This window comes from Sphaerisporangium sp. NPDC004334 (assembly GCF_053602655.1).
Window position 1 is genome coordinate 114,699 of the sequence record NZ_JBSGDZ010000013.1, and the last position, 19,756, is coordinate 134,454.

A 19,756-nucleotide genomic window follows, 5' to 3' on the forward strand; every position below is an offset into this window, starting at 1 on the left:
GATCGCGCGGGCCGCTCGCCCGGCGTTCACTGCGGGCGGCGGTACAGAGCGAACAGGAAGAGGACCGGCGGAGACCGCGGCATGGCGGCAACCTTCCTACCTCGTCATTACAACGAAACTCTTAAGAAGCTTTCCTTATAATTAGCAGCGAACCTACCCGCCCCTGACTCCTCCGTCAATGTCCTGTCACGCCCGGGCTTCCACCGAGTCGCCCACCCTGGCGCGCCCAACTGCGAAGAATGAGGCCTTGCTGGCGGGAGTGAGACGGAAACCGGGGCGGTAACGACGAACCAAGCCGGTCCGGGCATCCATGAGCAGCCGGTCGCGGCGTACATGTCGGAGTCGGGCACCGCATCGTTCCGCAGCCGGGGCCGCCGTCCGGAAGCGGCGGCCATGGTTCGAAGGCGCGGTCGCTGCGGGGAGGGAGACGCTCGGTTCCTACCGCGTCGTGCTCGGCGAGACCCACCCGCTGCTGGAGTTCCTGGAGGGCGACCGCCGGATGACCTTGGACCTGGAGGCGCTGCCTGTCTGACGGTGCGCGCCCGAACACCGCACGCCCTGGCCGTTCGAGGGCCCGCGCCCGGCCACGCCGAGCGTGCGGGTCAGGCATTGCCCGCTGTGTCATCCGCGGTAAGCCGGTTGGGCGAAGGGCGACGCACCGGTGATGAGACAGGTGAGAGGGCCGGATGATCTGGTGTCCGAAGCGTCACCATGTAATGCCGCCGGGGCCGGTTTCCCTCTCGGTGTGGGGACGGTGCGGGGTTACGCTCACGGGCATGACTGTGGGAGTTGGCTGGTCGCACGAGAGGTACTGTTCGGCGGTCGAGGCGGAGGTGGCGCGGCTCGCGAAGGTCGTGGAGGGGGCCGCCCTCGCGGTGGAGGTGCCCACCTGTCCGGGGTGGACGCTGGGGAAGCTGGTCAGGCACGTTGGGATCATCCATCGGTGGGCGGAGCACATCGTCCGTGAGCGGACCCGGACGCCGGTCACCTCGCGGGAGGTGCCGGTGAAGCTGCCGGAGGACGACGCGGAGTACTCCTCCTGGCTGGCAGAGGGCGGCGAAACCCTGGTGGCGACGTTGCGGGCGGCGGGGGGAGAGGTCCCGGTGTGGTCATGGGGAGGGGAGACGAACTCGGTGTTCTGGGCGCGGCGGATGCTGCACGAGTCCACGGTGCACCGGGCGGACGCCGAGATCGCGCTCGGGCGCGAGCCGGACATCGCCGTGCCGGTGGCGGTGGACGGGGCCGAGGAACTTCTGGACAATCTGCGGGTCGCCCCGTGGCTCGCCGAGGGGCTCGCCGAGCCGGCGGGGAGCGGAGAGCGGCTGCACTTCCACGCCACGGACGCCGGTGAGGCGGGGGAGTGGACGGTCACGCTGGTGCCCGGTGGCTTCACCTGGGAGCGGGGCCACGGCAAGGGCGAGGTCGCCGTACGCGGGACCGCCGGTGACCTCCTTCTCCTCCTCTACGGCCGCCGCGAGCCGGCCGAGGACCGCTACGAGGTCTTCGGCGACCGGCCCCTCCTCGACCGCTGGCTGACCAAGACCGCCTTCTGAGCCGACGGGAAGGGTTACGGCGGTGGCGGCGCCTGGTTGTGGTGGGGGAGCGGCGTCCTTCTGCCGCCATGGGGATGGTAGGCAGTGCACTTATTCGAGAGCGGTGCTCTTGACGGTGATGGGTGGTCTCGTATTGACTGGTCCTGCGGGAGAGCGGTGCTCTCGTCAAGCGGGAGGAGAGCGGCGATGGGGACCAGGTTTCTGGAGACGGCCGGCGGGCGGGTGGCGTACGACGTGACGGGGCCCGAGGACGGGCGGCCGGTGATCCTGGTGCACGGGATGGGGGACACGCGGGCGACCTTCCGGTTCCTGGGGCCGCGTCTGGCGCGGGCCGGGCACCGGGTGGCGGCGATGGACGTGCGTGGGTATGGGGAGTCGAGCGCCGACTGGCAGAGCTACGACGTCGTGCCGATCGGAGAGGACGTGCTGGCCCTCGCCCGCGTACTCGGCGGTCCGGCCGTCGTGGTCGGGCACTCCATCGGGTGTGCCTCAGCGGTGTGGGCGGCCGCGCGGGAGCCCGGGCTGGTCGCCGAGCTGGTGCTGATCGGCTCGTTCTCCGGGGACACGCCGATCAAGTCGTGGATGAGGCTCGCCTCGCGGGCGGTGGGGCGCAGTCCGTATCTGTGGAGCATGTTCCTGCGCTCGTCCTACCCGACCGCGCGGCCCGCCGACCTCGACGACCATCTGCGCGGGATCAGGACCAACCTGCGCGAGCCGGGACGGGCGGCGGCGCTGCGCGCCCAGATCGAGGTGTCCCTGGCGGGGGTGGTGACCCGCTATCCGGAGGTGCGCTGTCCGGCGCTGATGATCATGGGTACCAGGGACCGCGACTTCGCCGACCCGGCGGCCGAGGCGCGGTCGATCGCCGCCAAACTAGGTGGTCCTGCCGGAGTGCTGCTGATCGAGGGGGCGGGGCACTACCCGCACGCCGAGATGCCCGAGGCGACCGCGAAAGGCATTCTTGCTGCCCTTGACCATGGTCCTTCCGGCGGCCGCTTCGGTGGCGGGTCGGCCATGGGGTGTGCTGAGGCGACCGCGTGAGGCCTCCTCGCTGCTATTGGCCATGGTCTTCCCGGGGTCGCTTCGCTGACGGGCCGGCAACCGGGGTGTGCTGAGGCGGCCGCGAGGTGAAATGACAGGCTGCTGGGGGAGGGCGTCCCCGGGAGGGGGCCGACCGGTCAGAAGGCGACGCCGCAGCGGAGGATGACGTTGGCGTAGGGGTGAGCCTCGCCGGTGCGGACGATGAGCTTGCAGGCGCCGGTCAGGTGTTTGAGCCGCTCGTGCGGCACATGCGACAGGCGGGGGAGCCGTTCGGCCAGCAGGGCGGCGCAGCCGGGGTTGGCCGAGCGGACCTCCTGGGCGGCGATGGCGCTCTCGACCACGATCTCGGCCAGGATGCCGTCCAGCACGTCGGCGAACGAGGGGATCCCTGGCAGGAACGCCAGGTCCACGACCTGCGCGCCGGACGGCAGCGGCATGCCGCTGTCGCAGATCAGCACCTCGTCGGTGTGCCCGAGCCGGGCGATGGCCCCGGCGAGGGCGGCGTTGAGGATGCCCGTGCGTTTCATGGTCCCTCGACCTCCTCCAAGGTCGGAAACGAACTCTGGGCACCCGCCGCGCGCACCGTCGCGGCGCCGACCCGCACCGCGAACGCCGCGGCGGCGGCGACGCCGTCACCGCGCGCCAGCCGCCAGGCCAGCGCGCCGGTGAACGCGTCCCCGGCGCCCGTGGTGTCCACCACCTCGACCCGCGGGCTGGGGATCGCGGTGATCCCCGAGGCGTCGGCGACGAGGGCGCCGTCCGCGCCCAGGGTGATCACCACCGACCGGGGGCCGAGGGCGAGCAGCGCCTTGGCCTGGACGTGCGGCCGCGCCGTCACGCCGAGCACCATCGCGGCCTCGTGCTCGTTCACGACGAGCGGATCGCACCGGGCCAGCAACTCGTCCGGCACGGGAGCGGGCGGCGAGAGATTGAAGACCACGCGGCGCGCCGCCCGCGCCGCCGCGAGGACCGTGGGCAGGGGCGTCTCCAATTGGAGGGAGACGACCGGGGCCGAACGGAGCAGGTCGCCGGACTCCGCCACGTCCTGCTCGCTCAGCCGTGCGTTCGCGCCGGGGGAGACGATGATGCTGTTGTCGCCCTCCGGCCCGACCGAGATCATCGCCACCCCGGTCGGCGCGGCCGTCGGCCGCAGGTGGCGGAGGTCCACCTCGTCGCGTTCGAGGGCCTCGCGGAGCAGCCCGCCGTAGGCGTCGTCGCCGACCCGGCCGAGCATCGACACGCGCCCGCCGAGCCGGGCGGCGGCCACGGCCTGGTTGGCGCCCTTGCCGCCGGGATAGGTGGCCAGGTCCGAGCCGAGGACGGTCTCGCCGGGGCGGGGACGCCGGTCGACGCGGACCACCAGGTCCATGTTGACCGACCCCACGACCACGACGTCGTACGGCCACGGCACTCCACCACCGCCCGGCCCGGCGCCGGTGATCGTGGCGGGTCCGTCGGGTCGCGGCCACGGTGCGCTCCCGGTGGCATGGGGGTCGCCGGGCCCGTCCGGGGGGCGGTCGTTGATCACTTCATCGGTGGCCATGACGGTCAGGAGGCCGAGAACTCGGAGAGATTGTCCTTGGTGGCGATCTTCACCGGCACGTCGAGGGTGGCCGGCAGCTTCTCGCCGCCGGCGGCCTTGACGGCGTTCTGGACGGCCTGCTGACCGAGCAACGCGGGCTGCTGGGCGACGCTGGCGGCCAGGGTGCCGTCCTGGATCGCCTTGAGACCGTCGGGGGTGCCGTCGAAGCCGACGACCTTGACCTGCTTGCCGGCCTTGGCGCCGAGGGCCTTGATCGCGCCGAGAGCCATCTCGTCGTTCTCGGCGAACACGCCGGTGATGTCCGGGTGGGACTGGAGCAGGTTGGTCATGACGTCCAGGCCCTTGGTCCGGTCGAAGTCGGCCGGCTGCTGGGCGACGACCTGGATGCCGGCGTAGGCCTTGACGCCGTCGATGAAGCCCTGCCCGCGGTCGCGCGCGGCGGAGGTGCCCGCGACGCCCTGCAGGACGACGACCTTGCCCTTCTCACCCAGTTGCCCGGCCAGCTCCTTGGCCGCGAGCTTGCCCCCGGCCACGTTGTCGGAGGCGACCGTCTGGGCGACCTGGGCGTTGTTGACGCCGCGGTCGACGGCGAGGATCGGGATGCTGGAACGTTCCGCCAGCTTGACGGCGGGCGCGGCGGCGTCGGAGTCCACCGGGTTGAGGATGATCGCCTTCATGCTCTGGCTGGTGAAGTTCTGCACCTGATTGACCTGCTGGGACGCGTCATTCTGCGCGTCGGTGACGGTCAGGGTGGCGCCGAGCTTCTTGGCCTCGGCCTCGGCTCCGTCGCGCAACTGCACGAAGTAGGGGTTGTTGAGCGTGGAGATCGACATCCCGATCTTCACGCCCGAGCCGCTTGAGCCGCTTGAGCCGCCTGAACCCCCGGAGGAGGCGCCTCCGGAGGAGCCGGAGCCGCAGGCGGCGAGCCCGAGGGTGAGCGCCGCGCCGGCCAGGACAAGGGCGGGGATACGCATGATGGTCTACCTCGTTGGTGTCGCGGTGGTTCGGAAGGTCGGGGAAAGAGGGCATGGACGGTCTGGGCGGGCGGTGCGGCCGCGGGCGTATGGCGTGGTGGCGCGGCGACGGTGGCGCGGCGCCGGGGCGTTCAGCCGGCGCCGCTGCGGCGGAGGGTGTCGACCAGCACCGCCAGCGCGATCACCACACCGATGACGACCTGCTGCCAGAAGGCCGAGACCGACAGCAGGTTCAGGCCGTTGCGCAGCACGGCCAGGATCAGCGCGCCGACGAGGGTGCCGAGCGCCCGGCCCTTGCCGCCGGACAGGCTCGCCCCGCCGATGACGACGGCGGCGATGGCGTCCAGCTCGTAGCCGGACGCCGCCTGCGGCTGGGCGGAGGCCAGGCGGCTGGCCAGGACGATGCCGGCGATCGCGGCGAACGCCCCGGACAGGGCGTAGGTGATCAGCTTCTGCCGGTCCACCTTGATGCCGGACAGCCGGGCGGCCTCCTCGTTGCCGCCGATCGCGTACATCGCGCGCCCGGCGTACGTGCGGTTCAGCACGACCGCCGTGACCACGCCCATGAGGGCCATGACCAGCACCGGGACCGGCAGGTACCCGCCGAGCGTGTCGCCGAGACGGGAGACGGCGTCGGGCATCGCGATCGGGCTGCCCTGCGAGACGACCAGCGCCAGCCCCCGCGCCACGCCCAGCATGGCCAGCGTGGCGATGAACGGGGGCAGCCGGCCGTAGGCGATCAGCGCGGCGTTGACCAGCCCGCAGGCCAGGCCGACGACCAGCGCGACCACCGCCGCCACCGGCCAGGGAAGCCCGGCGGAGGTGGCCGTCCAGGCCAGCGTGATCGCCGACAGCGCCGCCACCGCGCCGACGGACAGGTCGATGCCGCCGGTGATGATGACGAACGTCGCGCCGAACGCCAGGATCGCGGTGACCGCCGCCTGGACGCCCACGTTGAGCAGGTTCGTCACGGTCAGGAAGTCGCCGGACATCAGCGACAGCGCGACCGCGAGCACGACCAGCGCGACGACCGGGCCGTTCTCGGCGAGCAGCCCGCGCAGCGCCGGGCGCCGGGTGAGCACGTCAGTGGACACGAGCATCCTCCACCTCGGTGACGGCCAGGGCCATCACCGAGTCCTGTGTCGCCTCGGCCGCGTCGAGCTCGCCGACGAGCCTGCCTCTGGCCATGACCAGCACGCGGTCGCTCATCCCGAGGATCTCCGGCAGGTCGCTGGAGATCATGAGGACCGCGTGCCCGGAGGCGGTGAGCGAATTGATCAACTGGTAGATCTCGACCTTGGCTCCGACGTCGATGCCGCGCGTCGGCTCGTCCAGGATGAGCACGCGGGCGTCGGCGAGCAGCCACTTGCCGATCACGATCTTCTGCTGGTTGCCGCCCGAGAGCGTGCGGACCTCCTGGCCGAGATGGCTCATCCGCACGCCGAGCCGCGCCGCGACCTGGCCGGCCGCGGCCCGCTGTCCGGAGCGGTCGACGAACCCGCCGCGGGTCGCGCGGCGGAGGGTGACCAGGCCCAGGTTCTCCGCGACGTCCGCGCCGAGGACCAGCCCCTGGCCTTTGCGGTCCTCGGGGACCAGGCCGAGCCCGGCCTCCATCGCGGCGTGCACGTCGCCGCGGGGGAGCGGGCGGCCGTCCATCAGCACCTGGCCCGAGTCGTAGCGGTCGGCGCCGAACACGGCCCGCGCCACCTCGGTGCGGCCGGCGCCGACGAGGCCCGCCAGGCCCACGACCTCCCCCGCCCGCACCTCGAAGGAGACGTCGGTGAAGGCGCCGACCCTGGTCAGGCCGCTGATCCGTAGGAGAGGCGGGCCCGCGTCGGCGGCCTGCCTGGGGTACTGCTGGTCGATGGGCCGGCCCACCATGAGCCGGACCAGTTCCTCCTGCGGCGTCGTCGCCGGCACCTCGTCGACCGAGCGCCCGTCCCGCAGCACGGTCACCCGGTCGCCGACCTGCGCGATCTCCTCAAGGTGGTGGGTGATGAACACCACCGCCACCCCCTGGTCGCGCAGTTGGCGGACGATGGCGAACAGCCGCTGGACCTCGGTGGTCGTCAGCACGGCGGTCGGCTCGTCCATGATCAGGACGCGGGCGTCCAGCGCCAGCGCCTTGGCGATCTCGACCATCTGCATGCGGGCGATGCCCAGGTCGGCGACCTTCGTGCGCGGGTCCACCTCGACGCCGACCCGCGCCAGCAGCCCGCGGGCCTGCTCGTGCATCCGCCGGGTGTCGACCAGGCCGAACCGGCGTGGCGGCCGTCCGAGGGCGAGGTTCTCCCCGACGGTGAGCTGGGGGACGAGGTTGAACTCCTGGTAGATGGTGGCGATGCCGAGCCGCCGGGCGTCGGCCGCCGAACGGATCTCGACCGGCGCGCCGTCCACCAGGATGCGGCCGGAGTCGGGGTGGTAGGCCCCGGAGAGCATCTTGATCAGCGTGCTCTTGCCGGCGCCGTTCTCGCCCAGCAGGACGTGCACCTCTCCCGCGCGCAGCACGAGGTCGACGCCGTCCAGGGCCACCACGCCCGGGAACCGCTTGCCCAGGCCCTCGACCCGCAGGACCTCCCGCGCGTCCGTGCGGCCCGCTCCCCGCTCGCTCATGCCGTTCCCCTTCCGACGACCGCGTCCGGTGTGTCCGCGTGCCCGTCCGATGTGGTCGGGTGCCCCTCCGGTGTGTCCAGGTGCCCGTCCGGTGTGCGGTCGTGCCCGTCCGGTGGACGTGCGTGCGGTCGGCGTTCGCCGCAGGACTCGCGGACGACCAGGTGGGCGGGGAGCACCACCGAGTCGGCGCGCCTTCCCCCCAGGATGTCCAGCAGCACGCGCACCGCGCCGCGGCCCAGCTCCGCCGTCGGCTGGCTGATCGCGGTGACCGGCGGGTCGGTGTGACTGAACCACGGCACGTCGTCGAACGACGCCAGCCCGATGTCGCCGGGTATCCGAAGCCCCCGCTTCCGGATCTCGTCCAGCGCACCGAGTGCCATGAGGTTGTCGCCCAGGAAGATGACCTCGGGCGGCTCGGGAAGGTCCAGCAACGCGGCGGTGAGCGCCTGCCCGCTGCCGGCCCGGAAGTCGCCGACCCGGACGTACTCCGGGGGCACCTCCAGCCCGGTCTCGGCCGCCGCCATGAGGAACGCCCTGGTCCGCTCACGGCCGGTGGACAGCGTGCCGGGCCCCGAGATGAACGCGACCCGCCGGTGGCCGAGGCCGCGCAGGTGGCCGGCCAGCCGTCTGATCGCCTCGGTCCCGTCCGCGCGCACCGAGGGGACGTCCAGGCCGGGAAGGGTCCGGTCCAGGAAGACCAGCGGCCGCCCGCCGCGCGCGACCTCCTCGATGAGCGGCGTGACCTCGGCGGTCGGGCAGATGAGCAGCCCGTCCACCCGCTGCTCCAGCAGGGTGCGCACGTAGTGGTCCTGCTGGTCGGCCCGCTCGTCGGCGTTGCCGATGACCACGGTGTATCCGGCCTCCCGCGCCCCGTCCTCGACGGCCCGCGCCAATTCGGTGAAGAACGGGTTGAGGATGTCGCCGATGATCAGCCCGAGCGTCCGGGTCGCCTCGGTGCGCAGGGAGCGCGCCACGGCGTTCGGCACGTAGTTCAGGGCCGTCATCGCGGCGTACACCCGGCTCCTGGTCTCCTCGGTGACGGACGGACTGTCGTTGAGCACGCGGGAGACCGTGGCGACGGAGACGCCGGCGTGCGCGGCGACATCCTTGATCCGGGCCATCGGTCCTCCATGTAATCGATTTCATGAGGGTATGTAATCGATTACATGGCTGTAAACCGGACATCTCGTGACCTGTGTCACATCGTGCGACCTCGGAAACGTGTGAAAGGTCCGCATTGCGGCTCCGGCTGGCCGCCGGTGACAATGGATCCGGCACCGAGGAGGTCACCGATGGGCCAGGACGACGACGCGCCCGCGGAGCGCTTCACCGACGAGGAGTACGCCTTCCTGCGCTTCGTCAGGTTCGGGCAGCTGCCCGAGCGAATCCTGCCGAGCCAGATGGTGGAAGAGATCAAGACCGACCTGCCGCAGGACGTCCCGGAGCGTGCCTTCGACGCCCGCAAATGGGGCGAGGCCGGCGGCCTCTGATGACGGCGGCCGGCGCGTCGGGCTCGGGCGCGGTGCCGCGCTCGCACAGCGTGGCGATGGCGCGCACCGGATAGGTGATGATCGGCCGGCCGGGTGAGTCGGTGCGGTAGAACAGCCCTGGCCAGACGAAGATGGACGGGGTCAGCAGCATCCCCTCGCCGGCCGGTACCCGGGACATCTCCTCAGGACGCTGTTCCAGGTGCAGGTCGCGGCCTTCCCAGCGGATGAGCGAGCGCATGTCCGCGAACACGCCGGCGGGGCCGTGTTCGGCGTATCGCCTGGTGCGATACGCCGCTCCCTTGGATTCGGCTGCGGCCGAATGTGTCGCACGGGCCCTGCGCCAGGTCACATCATGGTCCACAACGGCTCGCCCCTACCGGCGGGAGCGGCACCATCTCCGCCACGTACGTGATCGACCACGAGGAGGACCACATGCGCAAGGTCGTGCTCTACCATCTGATGTCGCTGGACGGGATCGCCTACGAGGACGGCGACTGGATGGCCGACGACGGCCCTCAGCTCATCGCCTACCTCGGCCGGGTCATCGCCACCCAGGACGACATCCTCCTGGGGCGCGGGACCTACGACTACTGGGCCGGCTACTGGCCCACGTCCGACTTCCAGCCCTTCGCCGACTTCATCAACGGCACCCGCAAACACGTCGTCACCTCCAGCGTGCCCACCCAGGAGTGGGCGAACTCCATGCCGGTCACCACCCCGGTGCGCGACTACGTGACCGCCCTGAAGCGGGGACCCGGCGGCGACATCGGCATCCACGGCAGCATCGACCTGGCGCGTTCCCTGCTGCAGGCCGGGCTCGTCGACGAGTTGCGACTGGTCGTCGCACCGGCGGTGGTGGGGCACGGCAGGCGGGTGTTCGAGGGCGACGACGTACGGTCGTGGACGCTGCTCGAGGTCGAACGGGGCAAGAACGGCACGCTGTTCCTGGACTACGGCCGCTGACCCATTCGCAGCGCCTCACACACATCGCCGGGCGGGGCGACCCCGGGACGTCCTGGGAGGCGGGCGTGGCGACCGGCGCCCGACCGCCTCTCCGGGGCCGGCGGGCCGGCCCGTCGCGGGTCAGCTCTCGCGGGTGTCGATGACGCGCTTCCAGCCGGGGCCGAGGGCGCCGGCGTAGGCGGCGCGCTCGTGGACGAGCTGCGACCAGCTCTCGGGCCGCTCGGCCACCGCCAGGCAGTCGCTGCCGTGCAGGCCCCACACCTCGGCCTCCAGCCAGCACAGCCGCCGGTACTTGCCCGGCGCGGTCACCTGCGAGCCGAAGTCCCATCCCACCGCCGAGACCGCCTTGCCGGAGAACTGCCGCGCGGCCCGTTCCACGTACGCGCGCCGGGTGACCGTCTCAGGGTGCAGGAAGGACAGGTCGAAGCCGTTGAGGCCGAGGCCGAAGGCGGCCAGTCCGAACAGGAACGTCGGACGCACGCCCCTGGCCGCGCAGTACGCAGCGATCCGCCGCGCCCCGCGCAACGCCCCGGCGTAGGACAGGACGTACAGCCGCTTCAGCGCGTGCGTCTCCAGGTAGCGGCCGACGGCGGCGATGACGGTGGCTCCGGAGGCGACGGTGTCGGCGATCAGCAGCGTCTCGGCGGGCGCCTCGATCTGCGCGTAGGGCACCTCGACGTGCGCCGACGCGCCGGACACGGCCACGCGCGAGGTGGCGACCAGGTTCAGCGGCAGATTGTGCCCGCTCTGCCGCAGGACAGCGTCCCCGAGCTGGTACACCAGCCCTTTGCTCAGGATCACCAGTTCGGCCGTCCGGGCCGGGTCGTACTCGTCGGCGAGGTGGCCGGCGAAGTGACGGCTGGACGCCAGGCAGGCGCGCCGGAAACCGGCCCCGATGAGGTTGCGGTCGAAGAGCATGCGTTCGAGCGCCTCGTTGCGCACGACGTAGAGGCGGGAGCCGTGCGTCCCGGCCTCGAGCAGTTCCGCGGTGCTGCCTTCGGTGTCGAGCACCATGGGCCCTCCTTCGGGTCGTCCAGGATCCGGGACGGCCCTGCGGCGGTCCTGGTCATCCTGGGGTTCGGTCGAGCAGCCGCAGCGCCTCCAGCATCGGGACGTCCCCGTGGAGGACGTTGTGGCGGTATTCGCTGATCGCCCCGCCGAGCCAGCCGGGCACGTCGCCCGTCGCGGGCACGCCACCGGCCTCCACCAGCGCCGCGAGGGCCTCGCCGGCGCGCAGGAAGTCCTCGACGACGGCCGCCGACAGCGCGGCGACGTGCGGATGGACGTAGTCGCGGACGGTCGCTCCCCGATATTCGAGCAGGTCGGCCCGGTACTTGGAGTTCGGCGGCGCGACAGTGACGACGGGCGTGCCGAAGGCCGCCGCGGCGGCCATCTCGACGCCGATGCCCAGGCCCCGCCTCTCGCGCGCGTCCACCACGACCGCTGTCGCGATCATGACCTGGTACATGTCGCGGCCGAACTGCCCGAGGATGTTGCCCGGGTCGGTGATCGGGTCGTCGGGGTTGAGGAAGACGACCTCGTGCGGCGCGGCTCCCTTGGCGACCTCCATCCTCTCCGTGTCGGACCACGTGAGCTTCCCGCGGTCGCGAGAACCCTTGGTGATCGAACCGGAGCAGTACACCGAGACCTTCACTGGTGCTTTCCCTCGCCCTGATCGCACCGCCCGCGGCGCTCACCCGCCCCGGACGCCCGGCCCGCGGCCGGTCCGGCGCGGGATGCCGGGAGCGGTCAGCCGAGCGCGCGGGCCATCCGGTCCACCACGGCCGCCACGTTGGACAGCGCGTCCCCACAGGTGACGGCGGGACCGAAGCGCCGCGACCTCCCGGCGCCGATGACCGCGAGCCTGAAGGCGTCCGCCGAGCCGTTCCCGAACAGCATCGAGGTCATCATGCCGAACTCAGGGCTGGATCTCAGAAGAACGAGCTCCTTCCAGGTCGCCGTGCGGTGCACGAAGTGATCGACGCGCAGCCATCGGAGCGCGAGGTCGAGGCGGCGGGAGGACAGCACCCGCCCTTTCATCCCCTCCTCCGTCTCGCCGAGCCGGCACGAGAGCGGCCCGATCGGCAGGTCCATGAGAACGGCGGTGTCCAGGTCGCGGACATAGCAGCGCAGGTAGGCGGCAGACAGGAACAGCGCCAGCAGGCTCCCGGCGTCCCCCGGCACCGGTCCGGGCAGCGTCCTGGCGACGAAGCGGGCGACGAACGCCTGCCCCTCCAGCCGGTCGGGCGACTTCGCCAGGATGTTCGCGACCCTGCCGTGCGGGCGGCGCCATGCCCGCGCCATCGCGTGCACAACGCCGGTCAGGTCGCCTCCGGGGGCCAGCGCCCGCACCCACAGCTCGGCGATGCCGGCGGCCGTCGGCCTGCCGAAGCGCGGGTACCACATGGGCTCCGGCGCCGAACGCAGCCGGGGCGGCGCCGAGTACGGGTTGCGCTCGTCGTGGCGGTACTCGCGGGCCTTGAGGTCGCGGTAGGCGGTCAGCTCCGGCGTGGGCGAGGTGTGCCGGACCAGTCCTGCGCGGACCAGCGGCGCCATCCGCTCCAGGAACACCGCGAACCAGGGCAGTTCGAACATGTACGAGGAGGGGAAGATGAGGTAGGCGTCGGTCAGCAGGACGGCCAGGCGCGTCGTGCGCAGTGCCTGTTCGAGGATGCGGCCGGTGTCGTGCCCGGTGGCGTCCCAGCCCTGACAGGCCAGGATTTCCGGGTTGACGTAGTGCATGAACAGCGACCGTTCCCGCCGATAGACGCCCCTTTCTTCCCCTTCGCGACCCTTGTGCATCGTCCCGAGCCCGTCGTACGTCGTCCCGCGATGGCCGGGTGCCGCCCCGCGGTCGTCGCGCGGGGCGCGCCCGGGGGCACGGGAGACCCCCGGCCGCGCCGGCGCGAGGGCCCCGGACGGCCCCGGCTGTTCGCGCACGACGGTCACGTGCAGGTCGCGTCCGGCCGTGTACGCGTCGCGCCGGGCCGCCACCCGCTGGACGCGGTCACCGTTCATCGTCGTCCGCGCCCGGGGGCACGTTCTGGTCGCGGCCGGCGGTGTAGGCGTCCCGCCCGGCGGTGATCCGCTGCACCACGGTGAAGGAGTCGCGCCCGGCGAGATGCAGGTCGCGCACGAGCTCCTGGACCTCGGGGGCGGCCTCCCCGTGTTCGGCCAGGAAGTCCGCGAGCAGGCCCGCCCAGCGGCGGCCCTCCTCTTCGGCGACCGGCGCGAGGACCACGGGGGACTCCCGCAGGCGCCGTTCGCTGCTCTCGAGCTCGCGCGCCAGGTCGGGGGCGCGGGCGGCGGCGTGGTGGCCGAAGATCCTCCCCAGGCGCGCCTTGGTCGCCTCCCAGGTGTCACGGGTCATGGCCTGGACCAGAGCCGCTCCCGCGGCGGCGGCGAGGCCGGCCAGGGCGGGATCCATCGCTTGAACTCCTCTGCGTGCGACGCGTTCCCCACTGGACGGCTGATGCCAGGCCAGTATGCAGCTCCCCGCGGAGTTTTTCCACGCATCGTGGCATTTCGCATGAATGTTTACTGAGTAAGGAACCGACAATCATGTCAACGACGAGTTATGGACATCGGTCGGGCCTGACGAAGGCGGCGGGAGTGCGTTCGTGGACGGCGCCGAGCCCCAGTTGGGGACCCGTTCCGCTGGTCGCCGGGCCGTCGAACGCTATATCACTCGATCGACGGGCGCCAATCGCCGAGGTGCGTGCGGACGGTCCGTTCGGTGGCCTGCGCGGGCGTCAGCTGGGGCCGGTTCCCCGGGACGGGCATCGCGGCGCCAGGGCCGAAATTGCGATATTCGGCGAATCGCGCGTCCTGCCAGTGATAGCCGGAGCTCATGTCCACGAAGGCGAGGGGGATGACGACATGGCCTCTCCTCGTACACGCATATGAACGGCTTCCATGTATGAGAACCCCTGAAAGCTAAGGAGCCACCATGGCCCTGTCAATTCTTCGACCAGCGCGACGACCCTTCCGGCCTCGGGTACGGCGACATCGACGCCCTGCTGCACAAGGCCGCCAACGCCGTGACCACCTGGCCCACCACCGACCTGTTCCCTGCCTACTCCCTCTGACTCCCTACCTCCCTCTGACTCCCTACGACGGCCGTGCCGGCTGGCGGCGGTTCATGCTTGGTGCGGGCCGGCGCGGGCCGCCGCCTCAGACGCTGAGGCGGTGGTGGGTCAGGAGGGCAGGGAGAGAAGTGCCGAGGGCCCACTCGGCGAGGTCGCCGCGGTCGACCATCGCCAGGGCCGCGGCCTGGCCCTCGCGGAGGGCGGGCGGGGTGAACCCGCTGGAGGTGACCAGGACGCCGGTGTGACCGGCGAAGGTGTGGGCGAGAGCGCCGAGGAACTCGCGGACGTGCGGAGCGCCGAGATTGCCGGTCCAGCGTTTGCACTGCACGGCGAACGGGCGGCCGTCCGGGGCGGTGGCCAGGATGTCCACCCCGCCGTCCCCGGCCTTGCCCACCACGCGGACCTTGCGGAAGCCGTCGCGCCGCAGCAGCTCGGCCACCAGGTGCTCGAACCGCTCGCCGCTCATGCGGTCGATGGCCTCCAGGCGGGCGTTGGCCTGGAGGTAGTGGTCGCGATGGCGGCGCGCCCGGCGGGCCGCCAGGAAGGCCACCCCCAGCAGGACGGCCCCGGCGGCGAGGGTGGCGACCAGCAGCCCCGGCCACGACGCCCGCACGAACTTCACCGTCGCGTTGACCAGGGGGACCGCCGCCACCAGCCCCGCGACCGCCCACATGATGCCCTCACCGCCGGAGCCGCGCCCTCCGCGCCGGGCGGGCCGTCGTCGCGCCATCGGGAACCTCCTCGAAAGTCAGGTGGTCTCGCCGATGAGTGTGAACGCCGCCACCGACAATTTCGGCCCCGCTCAACGGCCCGGGCGGGCGGTCATTGGGTGGCGGCGGTGCGCAGGGCCTGGAACTGGGCCAGCAGTGCCTGGTCGCCGGACAGGCGGACGGCGTCGCCGCCGCCGCGGTTCCACAGCCACAGCAGCAGCGGCTCGGCCTCGCCGCTCACCAGGGCGTCGCCGTCGAAGCCGGTGGCGGCGTCCCGCACCTCCACCTCGCCTGGGACGGCCCGCAGGGTCCAGGCATGGTGGCCGGTGGCGACCGACAGCGGCCGGGAGTCGGGCGCGTCGAGCAGCGTGCCGAACTCGTCCTTCCAGCGGGTGCTCCCGTACCCCAGGAAGAGCTTCAGCACCTCGTCCACTCCGTCGAAGGCCAGGTCGCCGGCGATGGGGGAGAGGCCGCCCCCGGCGGCGAGCTCGGCGTCGACGCGGTGGATGACGGTCTCCTGGGTCATGCGGCGGATCCAGAACCCGACCGTCTGGTCGGGCTCGTGCCAGGTGGCCGCCGGGTCGGTGGGGGTGTGCTCCGCGAAGATGGCGGTCAGCCGCTCGTAGTACCTGTCGAGCGCGGTGACCGGGTCCGCGGGGATGGCCTCGGGCCAGTCGTCGGGGAACGCGCCGAGCCGGATGCACTCGACCTTGTGCAGATAGACCTTGGCGACATGCTCCACCAGATCGGCCACGGTCCAGTCGGGGCAGGACGGCACGGGGGCCGTGGGGTCGGTGGCGACGACGGCGGCACGCAGAAGCGAGAAGTTCTCCGCGAGATGCTGGAGAAGACGGGAGGATTCCATGCCCCCATCGAACCAGCCCACCCGACTTCCGCGCTCACCCATTTCCCCGCCCCTCCCGACTCGGCGGATCAGAGAGGTCCTTCCTCCCCACTCGTGGGTCCGGGAGGACTTGCCTTCCGATCGGTCAGTCAGGGAGGACTTGCCTTCCGATCGGTGGGTCAGGGAGGTTCCTTCCCCTTCCGGCCGGTGGGTCAGGGACGTGCCTGCCGTTCGTCGTGGGCGCGGACGAGGAACTTGGGGACGACCATGCGCCAGGCGTCGGTGACCAGCTCGCGCATCTCGTCGTGGCCGAGGGCCGACAGCCGGGCGCGGACCCAGTGGTAGCGCTCGTCGGACGGCAGGGGCATGAGGAACTTCTCCGGCTCGGAGGCGACCAGGGCGGCGCGCTCCTCCTTCGGGAACCCGAACCCCATCAGCGTCTCGTCGGGGGAGATCGAGGCGTAGACGATGCCCCGCACCCGGAACTTCACGTGGTCGCGGACCAGCGCCTCCTCGGTGCGGGCGAGCGACATCGCCACCCGCCGCACGTCCTCGACCGTGATCGTCCGCTCGTCATCGATGGTCACGATCGGCACGGTAACCGCCCCCACCGACATTCCGCAGGGGCGCCCAGAACCGCCGGCCGATGGCCCGCGGGGATCCAGGCCGAACGCCTGGCGGTCATCGGAAAAAGAGACCTCGCCGGGCCGATCGGCCGGCCCGGCGAGGGTGGTGCCCGAGGATCTCTGCGCTGGGATCAGGTACGGGTCCAGCGCTGGTTGGCGCCGCCGTTGCAGTCCCAGATGGCGAGCTTGGTGCCGTTGGCGGTGGCGTTGTTCGGCACGTCCAGGCACCTGTTGGCGCCGACGGCGGTGATGGTGCCGTCGGAGTTGAACCGCCACTTCTGGTTGTTCTGCCCGTTGCAGTCCCAGATGATCACGGTGGAGCCGTTGGCCGTGCCGCCGCCGTTCACGTCCAGGCACTTGTTGCCGTACACCCGCAGCTCACTCGCGCTGGTCGTGGTCCACTGCTGGTTCGCCTGCCCGTTGCAGTCGGAGATCTGCGCCTGCGCGCCGTTGGCCTGCGAGCCGCCGGTCACGTCCACGCACCGGCCCGATCCGACGCCACGGATGGCGCCCGCGCCACCTGCGGTGGGAGTGGGGGTCGGGGTCGGGGAGACCGTGGGCGAGGGAGAGGGCGACGGGCCGCCGGACTGGAACTGCGTGAAGAACTTCCACACCTCTGCCGGGGTCCAGCTCCTCCAGCCGCCGCAGGTGCACCCGTCGATCGGACCCGGGTCGTGGCCTCCGTCGAACGCCGCCCAGGCGACCGGATACCCGGCCCGGCACCCCGAGTAGTACGTGACGACGTGCGTCAGGCTGCCCTGCGCCGGCTCGGGCGGGTTCTGCGCGGTGCAGCCGTTGTTCCTGACGAAGGTGTCCCGCAGCGACCGTCCTGTGGCGATGGACAGCGTGCCATCGCGGAGTCCGTGGACTCCTATGTAGGCGACGGGCTGAGTGCCGCCGCTGCACCCGCTGAGCTGTCCGCCGGAGTAGACCGCGACCGCGCGGAAGACCGTCGGGCGGGCGCAGGCGAGCGCGTACGTCATCGAGCCGCCGTAGCTGAACCCGGCGGAGAAGACCTGCGAGGTGTCGACGCACAGGCCGGCCTCGATCTGGCTCAGCATGTTGTCGACGAAGGTCACGTCCTGGCCGCCGGAGTTGCCCCAGCCGTTGCCGATGCCCTGCGGCGCGACGAAGATCGTGCTGTTGTTCGCGGCGTCCGCCAGTCGCCTCAGGCCGTAGTACGACCAGTTGTACCCGTCGGTACCGCCGGAGTCCACGTCGTTGGCCGTGCCGCCCACCCAGTGGAACCCGAAGATCAACCGGTATTGGCGGTTGTTGTCGTAGGAGGGCGGGACCCGCAGGATGTAGCTGCGGTTCTGGCCGCCGCTGCTGATCGTGTGCGAGCCGCTCGCCAGCGTGGGGGCCTTGCCGCATCCGCTGGTCGGCGCGGCCGCGGCCGACGCGCTCTCGCGGATGCTGCTGAGCGCCGCCTGACCGGTGGCGAGGACCAGGAGTGCCGCGACGGCGACCGCCCCGAAGATGGATCTGTGTCTCAACATGGGGCGGTCCCCTCGGCGAGGGACGGGGGAGAGAAAATCATCATTTCTCCTTGATCAGGGGGTGAGACATCGGCCGGCAGGCATGGTCGGCCGTTGATCCGGCACCTTCCGGGTGAACGCGGCGGCGCCGGATCCCGGCGGAAGGGGATGCGTCCCGGGGCCCTCACCGCGGCCGGACCGCGTTTCGAGGGTCGAGCGTCCGGAGCGTGTCGAACCGTTTCGCATTCTCTTCGCGCTGGTGTGAGGTGACGCACAGCGGAGCACATCCGACGGTGACGGGACCTGTCAACGACGCCCCGTCTCGTCGCGATGCGCTCCTCACTTGTCTCTTGCCTTGACCAGGTAAGACGTATGACCACATTTGACACATGTAGTGAAATTTTCACCGGAACGGTTCGCGTGTTCGATGACGTGGCGCCAGGCCATTTTCCGCCTGCCCCGGCCGCGCACGGGCGCTGCCGGCATGGGCGCTCGGATCACATCGGTTCGTCGTCCGACGGCCACCTGCCCAGCCGGTGTCAGGCGGGGACGGAGATGGGGCGCTGTGGTCAGGTCGTCCGGGCCGGCGCGGGCGGCGCGAGGTCGCCGGTGGCGGGGGTCATCGCTCGATCTCGTAGTGCAGGTGGGTGACCCCGGGCGCCGGGACGGCTTCGATGAGGCGGAGCCGTACGTGCTCGGGCAGCGCCTGGAAGAAGGGCCGGCCGCCGCCGAGCAGGACCGGCACCTGGTGGAGGACCACCTCGTCGAGGAGCCCCGCCTTCAACGCCGCGGTCACGACCCCGCCGCCCATGAGGAAGACGTCCCGCCCGCCGGCGGCCTCGCGGGCCGCGGCGACCGCGTCCTCGATGCCGGTCGTGACCAGGGTCTGCCGCTCGGTCATCTCCGGCGCCGGCCGGTGGCTGAGGATGAACGGCCGGGCCGTCGGGTGGGGTCCGCCGCCTCCGAAGTGGTCGGAGTCCTCGTAGGTGTTGCGGCCCGCCACGAGCGCGCCGACGCGCCCGGCGAGGGCGTCGAACAGGCGCGCGCTGGGCCCGCTCAGCTTGAACCCCTCGAACACCTGGCTGGGGGTGTCGCCGTCGAAGTACCAGTCGAAGAGCATCGTCCCGTCGCCCAGGCCGCGCCCCGCGCCCGGCTCGCGACCGGTGATGTACCCGTCGACCGACACCGCGTGGGCGCTGATGACCTTGCTCATCCGCGTGATCCTTCCTGGAGTTCCTTGAAGAGACTTCATGACCGTAGCAGGCGACGTTCCCTAAGGGAACCCTGATTGCTATGCTGATTCCATGCAGCGCACGGACTTCAGCAGAATGGCGTGCTCGATCGCGCGCACGCTCGACGTCATCGGAGAGCCCTGGTCGCCGCTGGTTCTGCGTGACATCTGGGTCGGCCTGACCCGCTTCGAGCAGCTCCAGGCCGACCTCGGAATCTCACGCAAGGTCCTCACCGAGCGGCTGAACCACCTGGTCGAGCATGGAGTGATCGAGCGCCGTCCCTATGACCGGCGCCCCCGCTACGAGTACGTCCTGACACAGAAGGGCACCGAGCTGGTGGACCTGCTCATGGTCATGACCGGCTGGGGAGACAAATGGCTCGCCGGCGAGGCCGGTCCGCCGGTGCTCTACCGCCACCACGCGTGCGGCGAGGTCAGCGCGGTAGACCTGCGCTGCGCCCACTGCGGCGAACCGATGCACGCCCCCGACGTCGACCCCCTCCCAGGGCCCGGCGCAGCCGTGTGACCACTTCCCCGTTCGGCCGTAAGCGGTCGTGGGTGGGCGCGGCATCGGTCACCGGCGGCGGGGGCGATGGGTGGGG

General features: G+C 71.6%; 21 protein-coding genes. 5 read left to right on the forward strand and 16 right to left on the reverse strand.

Annotated features, from left to right (window positions below; genetic code table 11):
* The first annotated feature begins 776 nt into the window (after nt 1-776).
* Nucleotides 777-1,553, forward strand: coding sequence for a maleylpyruvate isomerase family mycothiol-dependent enzyme (locus ACWEN6_RS18485; protein ID WP_452571286.1), 777 nt, complete (start codon nt 777-779; stop codon nt 1,551-1,553).
* A 186-nt stretch (nt 1,554-1,739) separates the two neighbouring features.
* Nucleotides 1,740-2,594, forward strand: a complete 855-nt coding sequence (locus tag ACWEN6_RS18490) for an alpha/beta fold hydrolase (RefSeq protein ID WP_452571287.1) — start codon at nt 1,740-1,742, stop codon at nt 2,592-2,594.
* 137 nt (nt 2,595-2,731) lie between these two features.
* On the opposite strand, the gene rbsD is transcribed toward ACWEN6_RS18490, so the two are convergent.
* The 6 genes from rbsD to ACWEN6_RS18520 all read right to left on the reverse strand — a co-directional run bounded on the left by rbsD (nt 2,732) and on the right by ACWEN6_RS18520 (nt 8,845).
* Nucleotides 2,732-3,121 carry a D-ribose pyranase gene (gene rbsD, locus ACWEN6_RS18495; RefSeq protein WP_354840999.1) on the reverse strand — a complete coding sequence of 130 codons (390 nt, stop codon included), beginning with the start codon at nt 3,119-3,121 and terminating at the stop codon, nt 2,732-2,734.
* On the reverse strand, nt 3,118-4,137 hold the full coding sequence (locus tag ACWEN6_RS18500) for a ribokinase (RefSeq protein ID WP_452571288.1): 1,020 nt from the start codon (nt 4,135-4,137) through the stop codon (nt 3,118-3,120). The genes rbsD and ACWEN6_RS18500 overlap by 4 nt, the downstream gene beginning before the upstream one ends.
* A 5-nt stretch (nt 4,138-4,142) precedes the next feature.
* Nucleotides 4,143-5,111, reverse strand: coding sequence for a substrate-binding domain-containing protein (locus ACWEN6_RS18505; RefSeq protein ID WP_452571289.1), 969 nt, complete (start codon nt 5,109-5,111; stop codon nt 4,143-4,145).
* 131 nt (nt 5,112-5,242) lie between these two features.
* A complete protein-coding gene (locus ACWEN6_RS18510) occupies nt 5,243-6,211 on the reverse strand; it encodes an ABC transporter permease (RefSeq protein WP_452571290.1) in 969 nt (322 codons plus the stop codon).
* On the reverse strand, nt 6,195-7,724 hold the full coding sequence (locus tag ACWEN6_RS18515) for a sugar ABC transporter ATP-binding protein (protein WP_452571291.1): 1,530 nt from the start codon (nt 7,722-7,724) through the stop codon (nt 6,195-6,197). The genes ACWEN6_RS18510 and ACWEN6_RS18515 overlap by 17 nt, the downstream gene beginning before the upstream one ends.
* Entirely contained in the window at nt 7,721-8,845 is a 1,125-nt protein-coding gene (locus ACWEN6_RS18520) for a LacI family DNA-binding transcriptional regulator (RefSeq protein ID WP_452571292.1), read from the reverse strand. Before ACWEN6_RS18520 ends, ACWEN6_RS18515 begins: the two co-directional genes overlap by 4 nt.
* A gap of 171 nt (nt 8,846-9,016) precedes the next feature.
* Between ACWEN6_RS18520 and ACWEN6_RS18525 the strand changes: the two genes are divergently transcribed.
* On the forward strand, nt 9,017-9,214 hold the full coding sequence (locus tag ACWEN6_RS18525) for a hypothetical protein (protein ID WP_354919846.1): 198 nt from the start codon (nt 9,017-9,019) through the stop codon (nt 9,212-9,214).
* 432 nt (nt 9,215-9,646) lie between these two features.
* Nucleotides 9,647-10,177: a dihydrofolate reductase family protein gene (locus tag ACWEN6_RS18530; protein WP_452571293.1), complete on the forward strand. Its 531-nt coding sequence runs from the start codon at nt 9,647-9,649 to the stop codon at nt 10,175-10,177.
* A 120-nt stretch (nt 10,178-10,297) separates the two neighbouring features.
* Here the strand turns inward: ACWEN6_RS18530 and ACWEN6_RS18535 are convergent, their stop codons facing one another.
* The 10 genes from ACWEN6_RS18535 to ACWEN6_RS18580 form a co-directional block, all read right to left on the reverse strand.
* Nucleotides 10,298-11,191, reverse strand: a complete 894-nt coding sequence (locus ACWEN6_RS18535) for a hypothetical protein (RefSeq protein ID WP_452571294.1) — start codon at nt 11,189-11,191, stop codon at nt 10,298-10,300.
* A 52-nt stretch (nt 11,192-11,243) separates the two neighbouring features.
* Nucleotides 11,244-11,747, reverse strand: a complete 504-nt coding sequence (locus ACWEN6_RS18540) for a hypothetical protein (protein ID WP_452571295.1) — start codon at nt 11,745-11,747, stop codon at nt 11,244-11,246.
* A 179-nt stretch (nt 11,748-11,926) separates the two neighbouring features.
* Nucleotides 11,927-13,195, reverse strand: coding sequence for a hypothetical protein (locus tag ACWEN6_RS18545; RefSeq protein WP_452571296.1), 1,269 nt, complete (start codon nt 13,193-13,195; stop codon nt 11,927-11,929).
* The gene (locus tag ACWEN6_RS18550) at nt 13,185-13,604 is read right to left on the reverse strand and encodes a hypothetical protein (protein ID WP_452571297.1); all 420 of its coding nucleotides are present in this window, start codon (nt 13,602-13,604) and stop codon (nt 13,185-13,187) included. Before ACWEN6_RS18550 ends, ACWEN6_RS18545 begins: the two co-directional genes overlap by 11 nt.
* A 257-nt stretch (nt 13,605-13,861) precedes the next feature.
* Nucleotides 13,862-14,029: a hypothetical protein gene (locus ACWEN6_RS18555; protein WP_452571298.1), complete on the reverse strand. Its 168-nt coding sequence runs from the start codon at nt 14,027-14,029 to the stop codon at nt 13,862-13,864.
* Between the two features lie 321 nt (nt 14,030-14,350).
* Nucleotides 14,351-14,995, reverse strand: a complete 645-nt coding sequence (locus ACWEN6_RS18560) for a restriction endonuclease (RefSeq protein WP_452571299.1) — start codon at nt 14,993-14,995, stop codon at nt 14,351-14,353.
* Between the two features lie 92 nt (nt 14,996-15,087).
* The gene (locus tag ACWEN6_RS18565; protein WP_452571300.1) at nt 15,088-15,840 is read right to left on the reverse strand and encodes a maleylpyruvate isomerase family mycothiol-dependent enzyme; all 753 of its coding nucleotides are present in this window, start codon (nt 15,838-15,840) and stop codon (nt 15,088-15,090) included.
* A gap of 191 nt (nt 15,841-16,031) precedes the next feature.
* Nucleotides 16,032-16,406, reverse strand: coding sequence for an MmcQ/YjbR family DNA-binding protein (locus ACWEN6_RS18570; protein WP_452571301.1), 375 nt, complete (start codon nt 16,404-16,406; stop codon nt 16,032-16,034).
* Nucleotides 16,407-16,576: 170 nt separating this feature from the next.
* Complete coding sequence (locus ACWEN6_RS18575; protein ID WP_452571302.1) at nt 16,577-17,944, reverse strand: lectin; 1,368 nt, start codon at nt 17,942-17,944, stop codon at nt 16,577-16,579.
* Nucleotides 17,945-18,542: 598 nt separating this feature from the next.
* Nucleotides 18,543-19,136 carry a dihydrofolate reductase family protein gene (locus tag ACWEN6_RS18580; RefSeq protein WP_452571303.1) on the reverse strand — a complete coding sequence of 198 codons (594 nt, stop codon included), beginning with the start codon at nt 19,134-19,136 and terminating at the stop codon, nt 18,543-18,545.
* Nucleotides 19,137-19,227: 91 nt separating this feature from the next.
* Between ACWEN6_RS18580 and ACWEN6_RS18585 the strand changes: the two genes are divergently transcribed.
* Nucleotides 19,228-19,680, forward strand: a complete 453-nt coding sequence (locus ACWEN6_RS18585) for a winged helix-turn-helix transcriptional regulator (protein ID WP_452571304.1) — start codon at nt 19,228-19,230, stop codon at nt 19,678-19,680.
* Nucleotides 19,681-19,756: the final 76 nt, after the last annotated feature.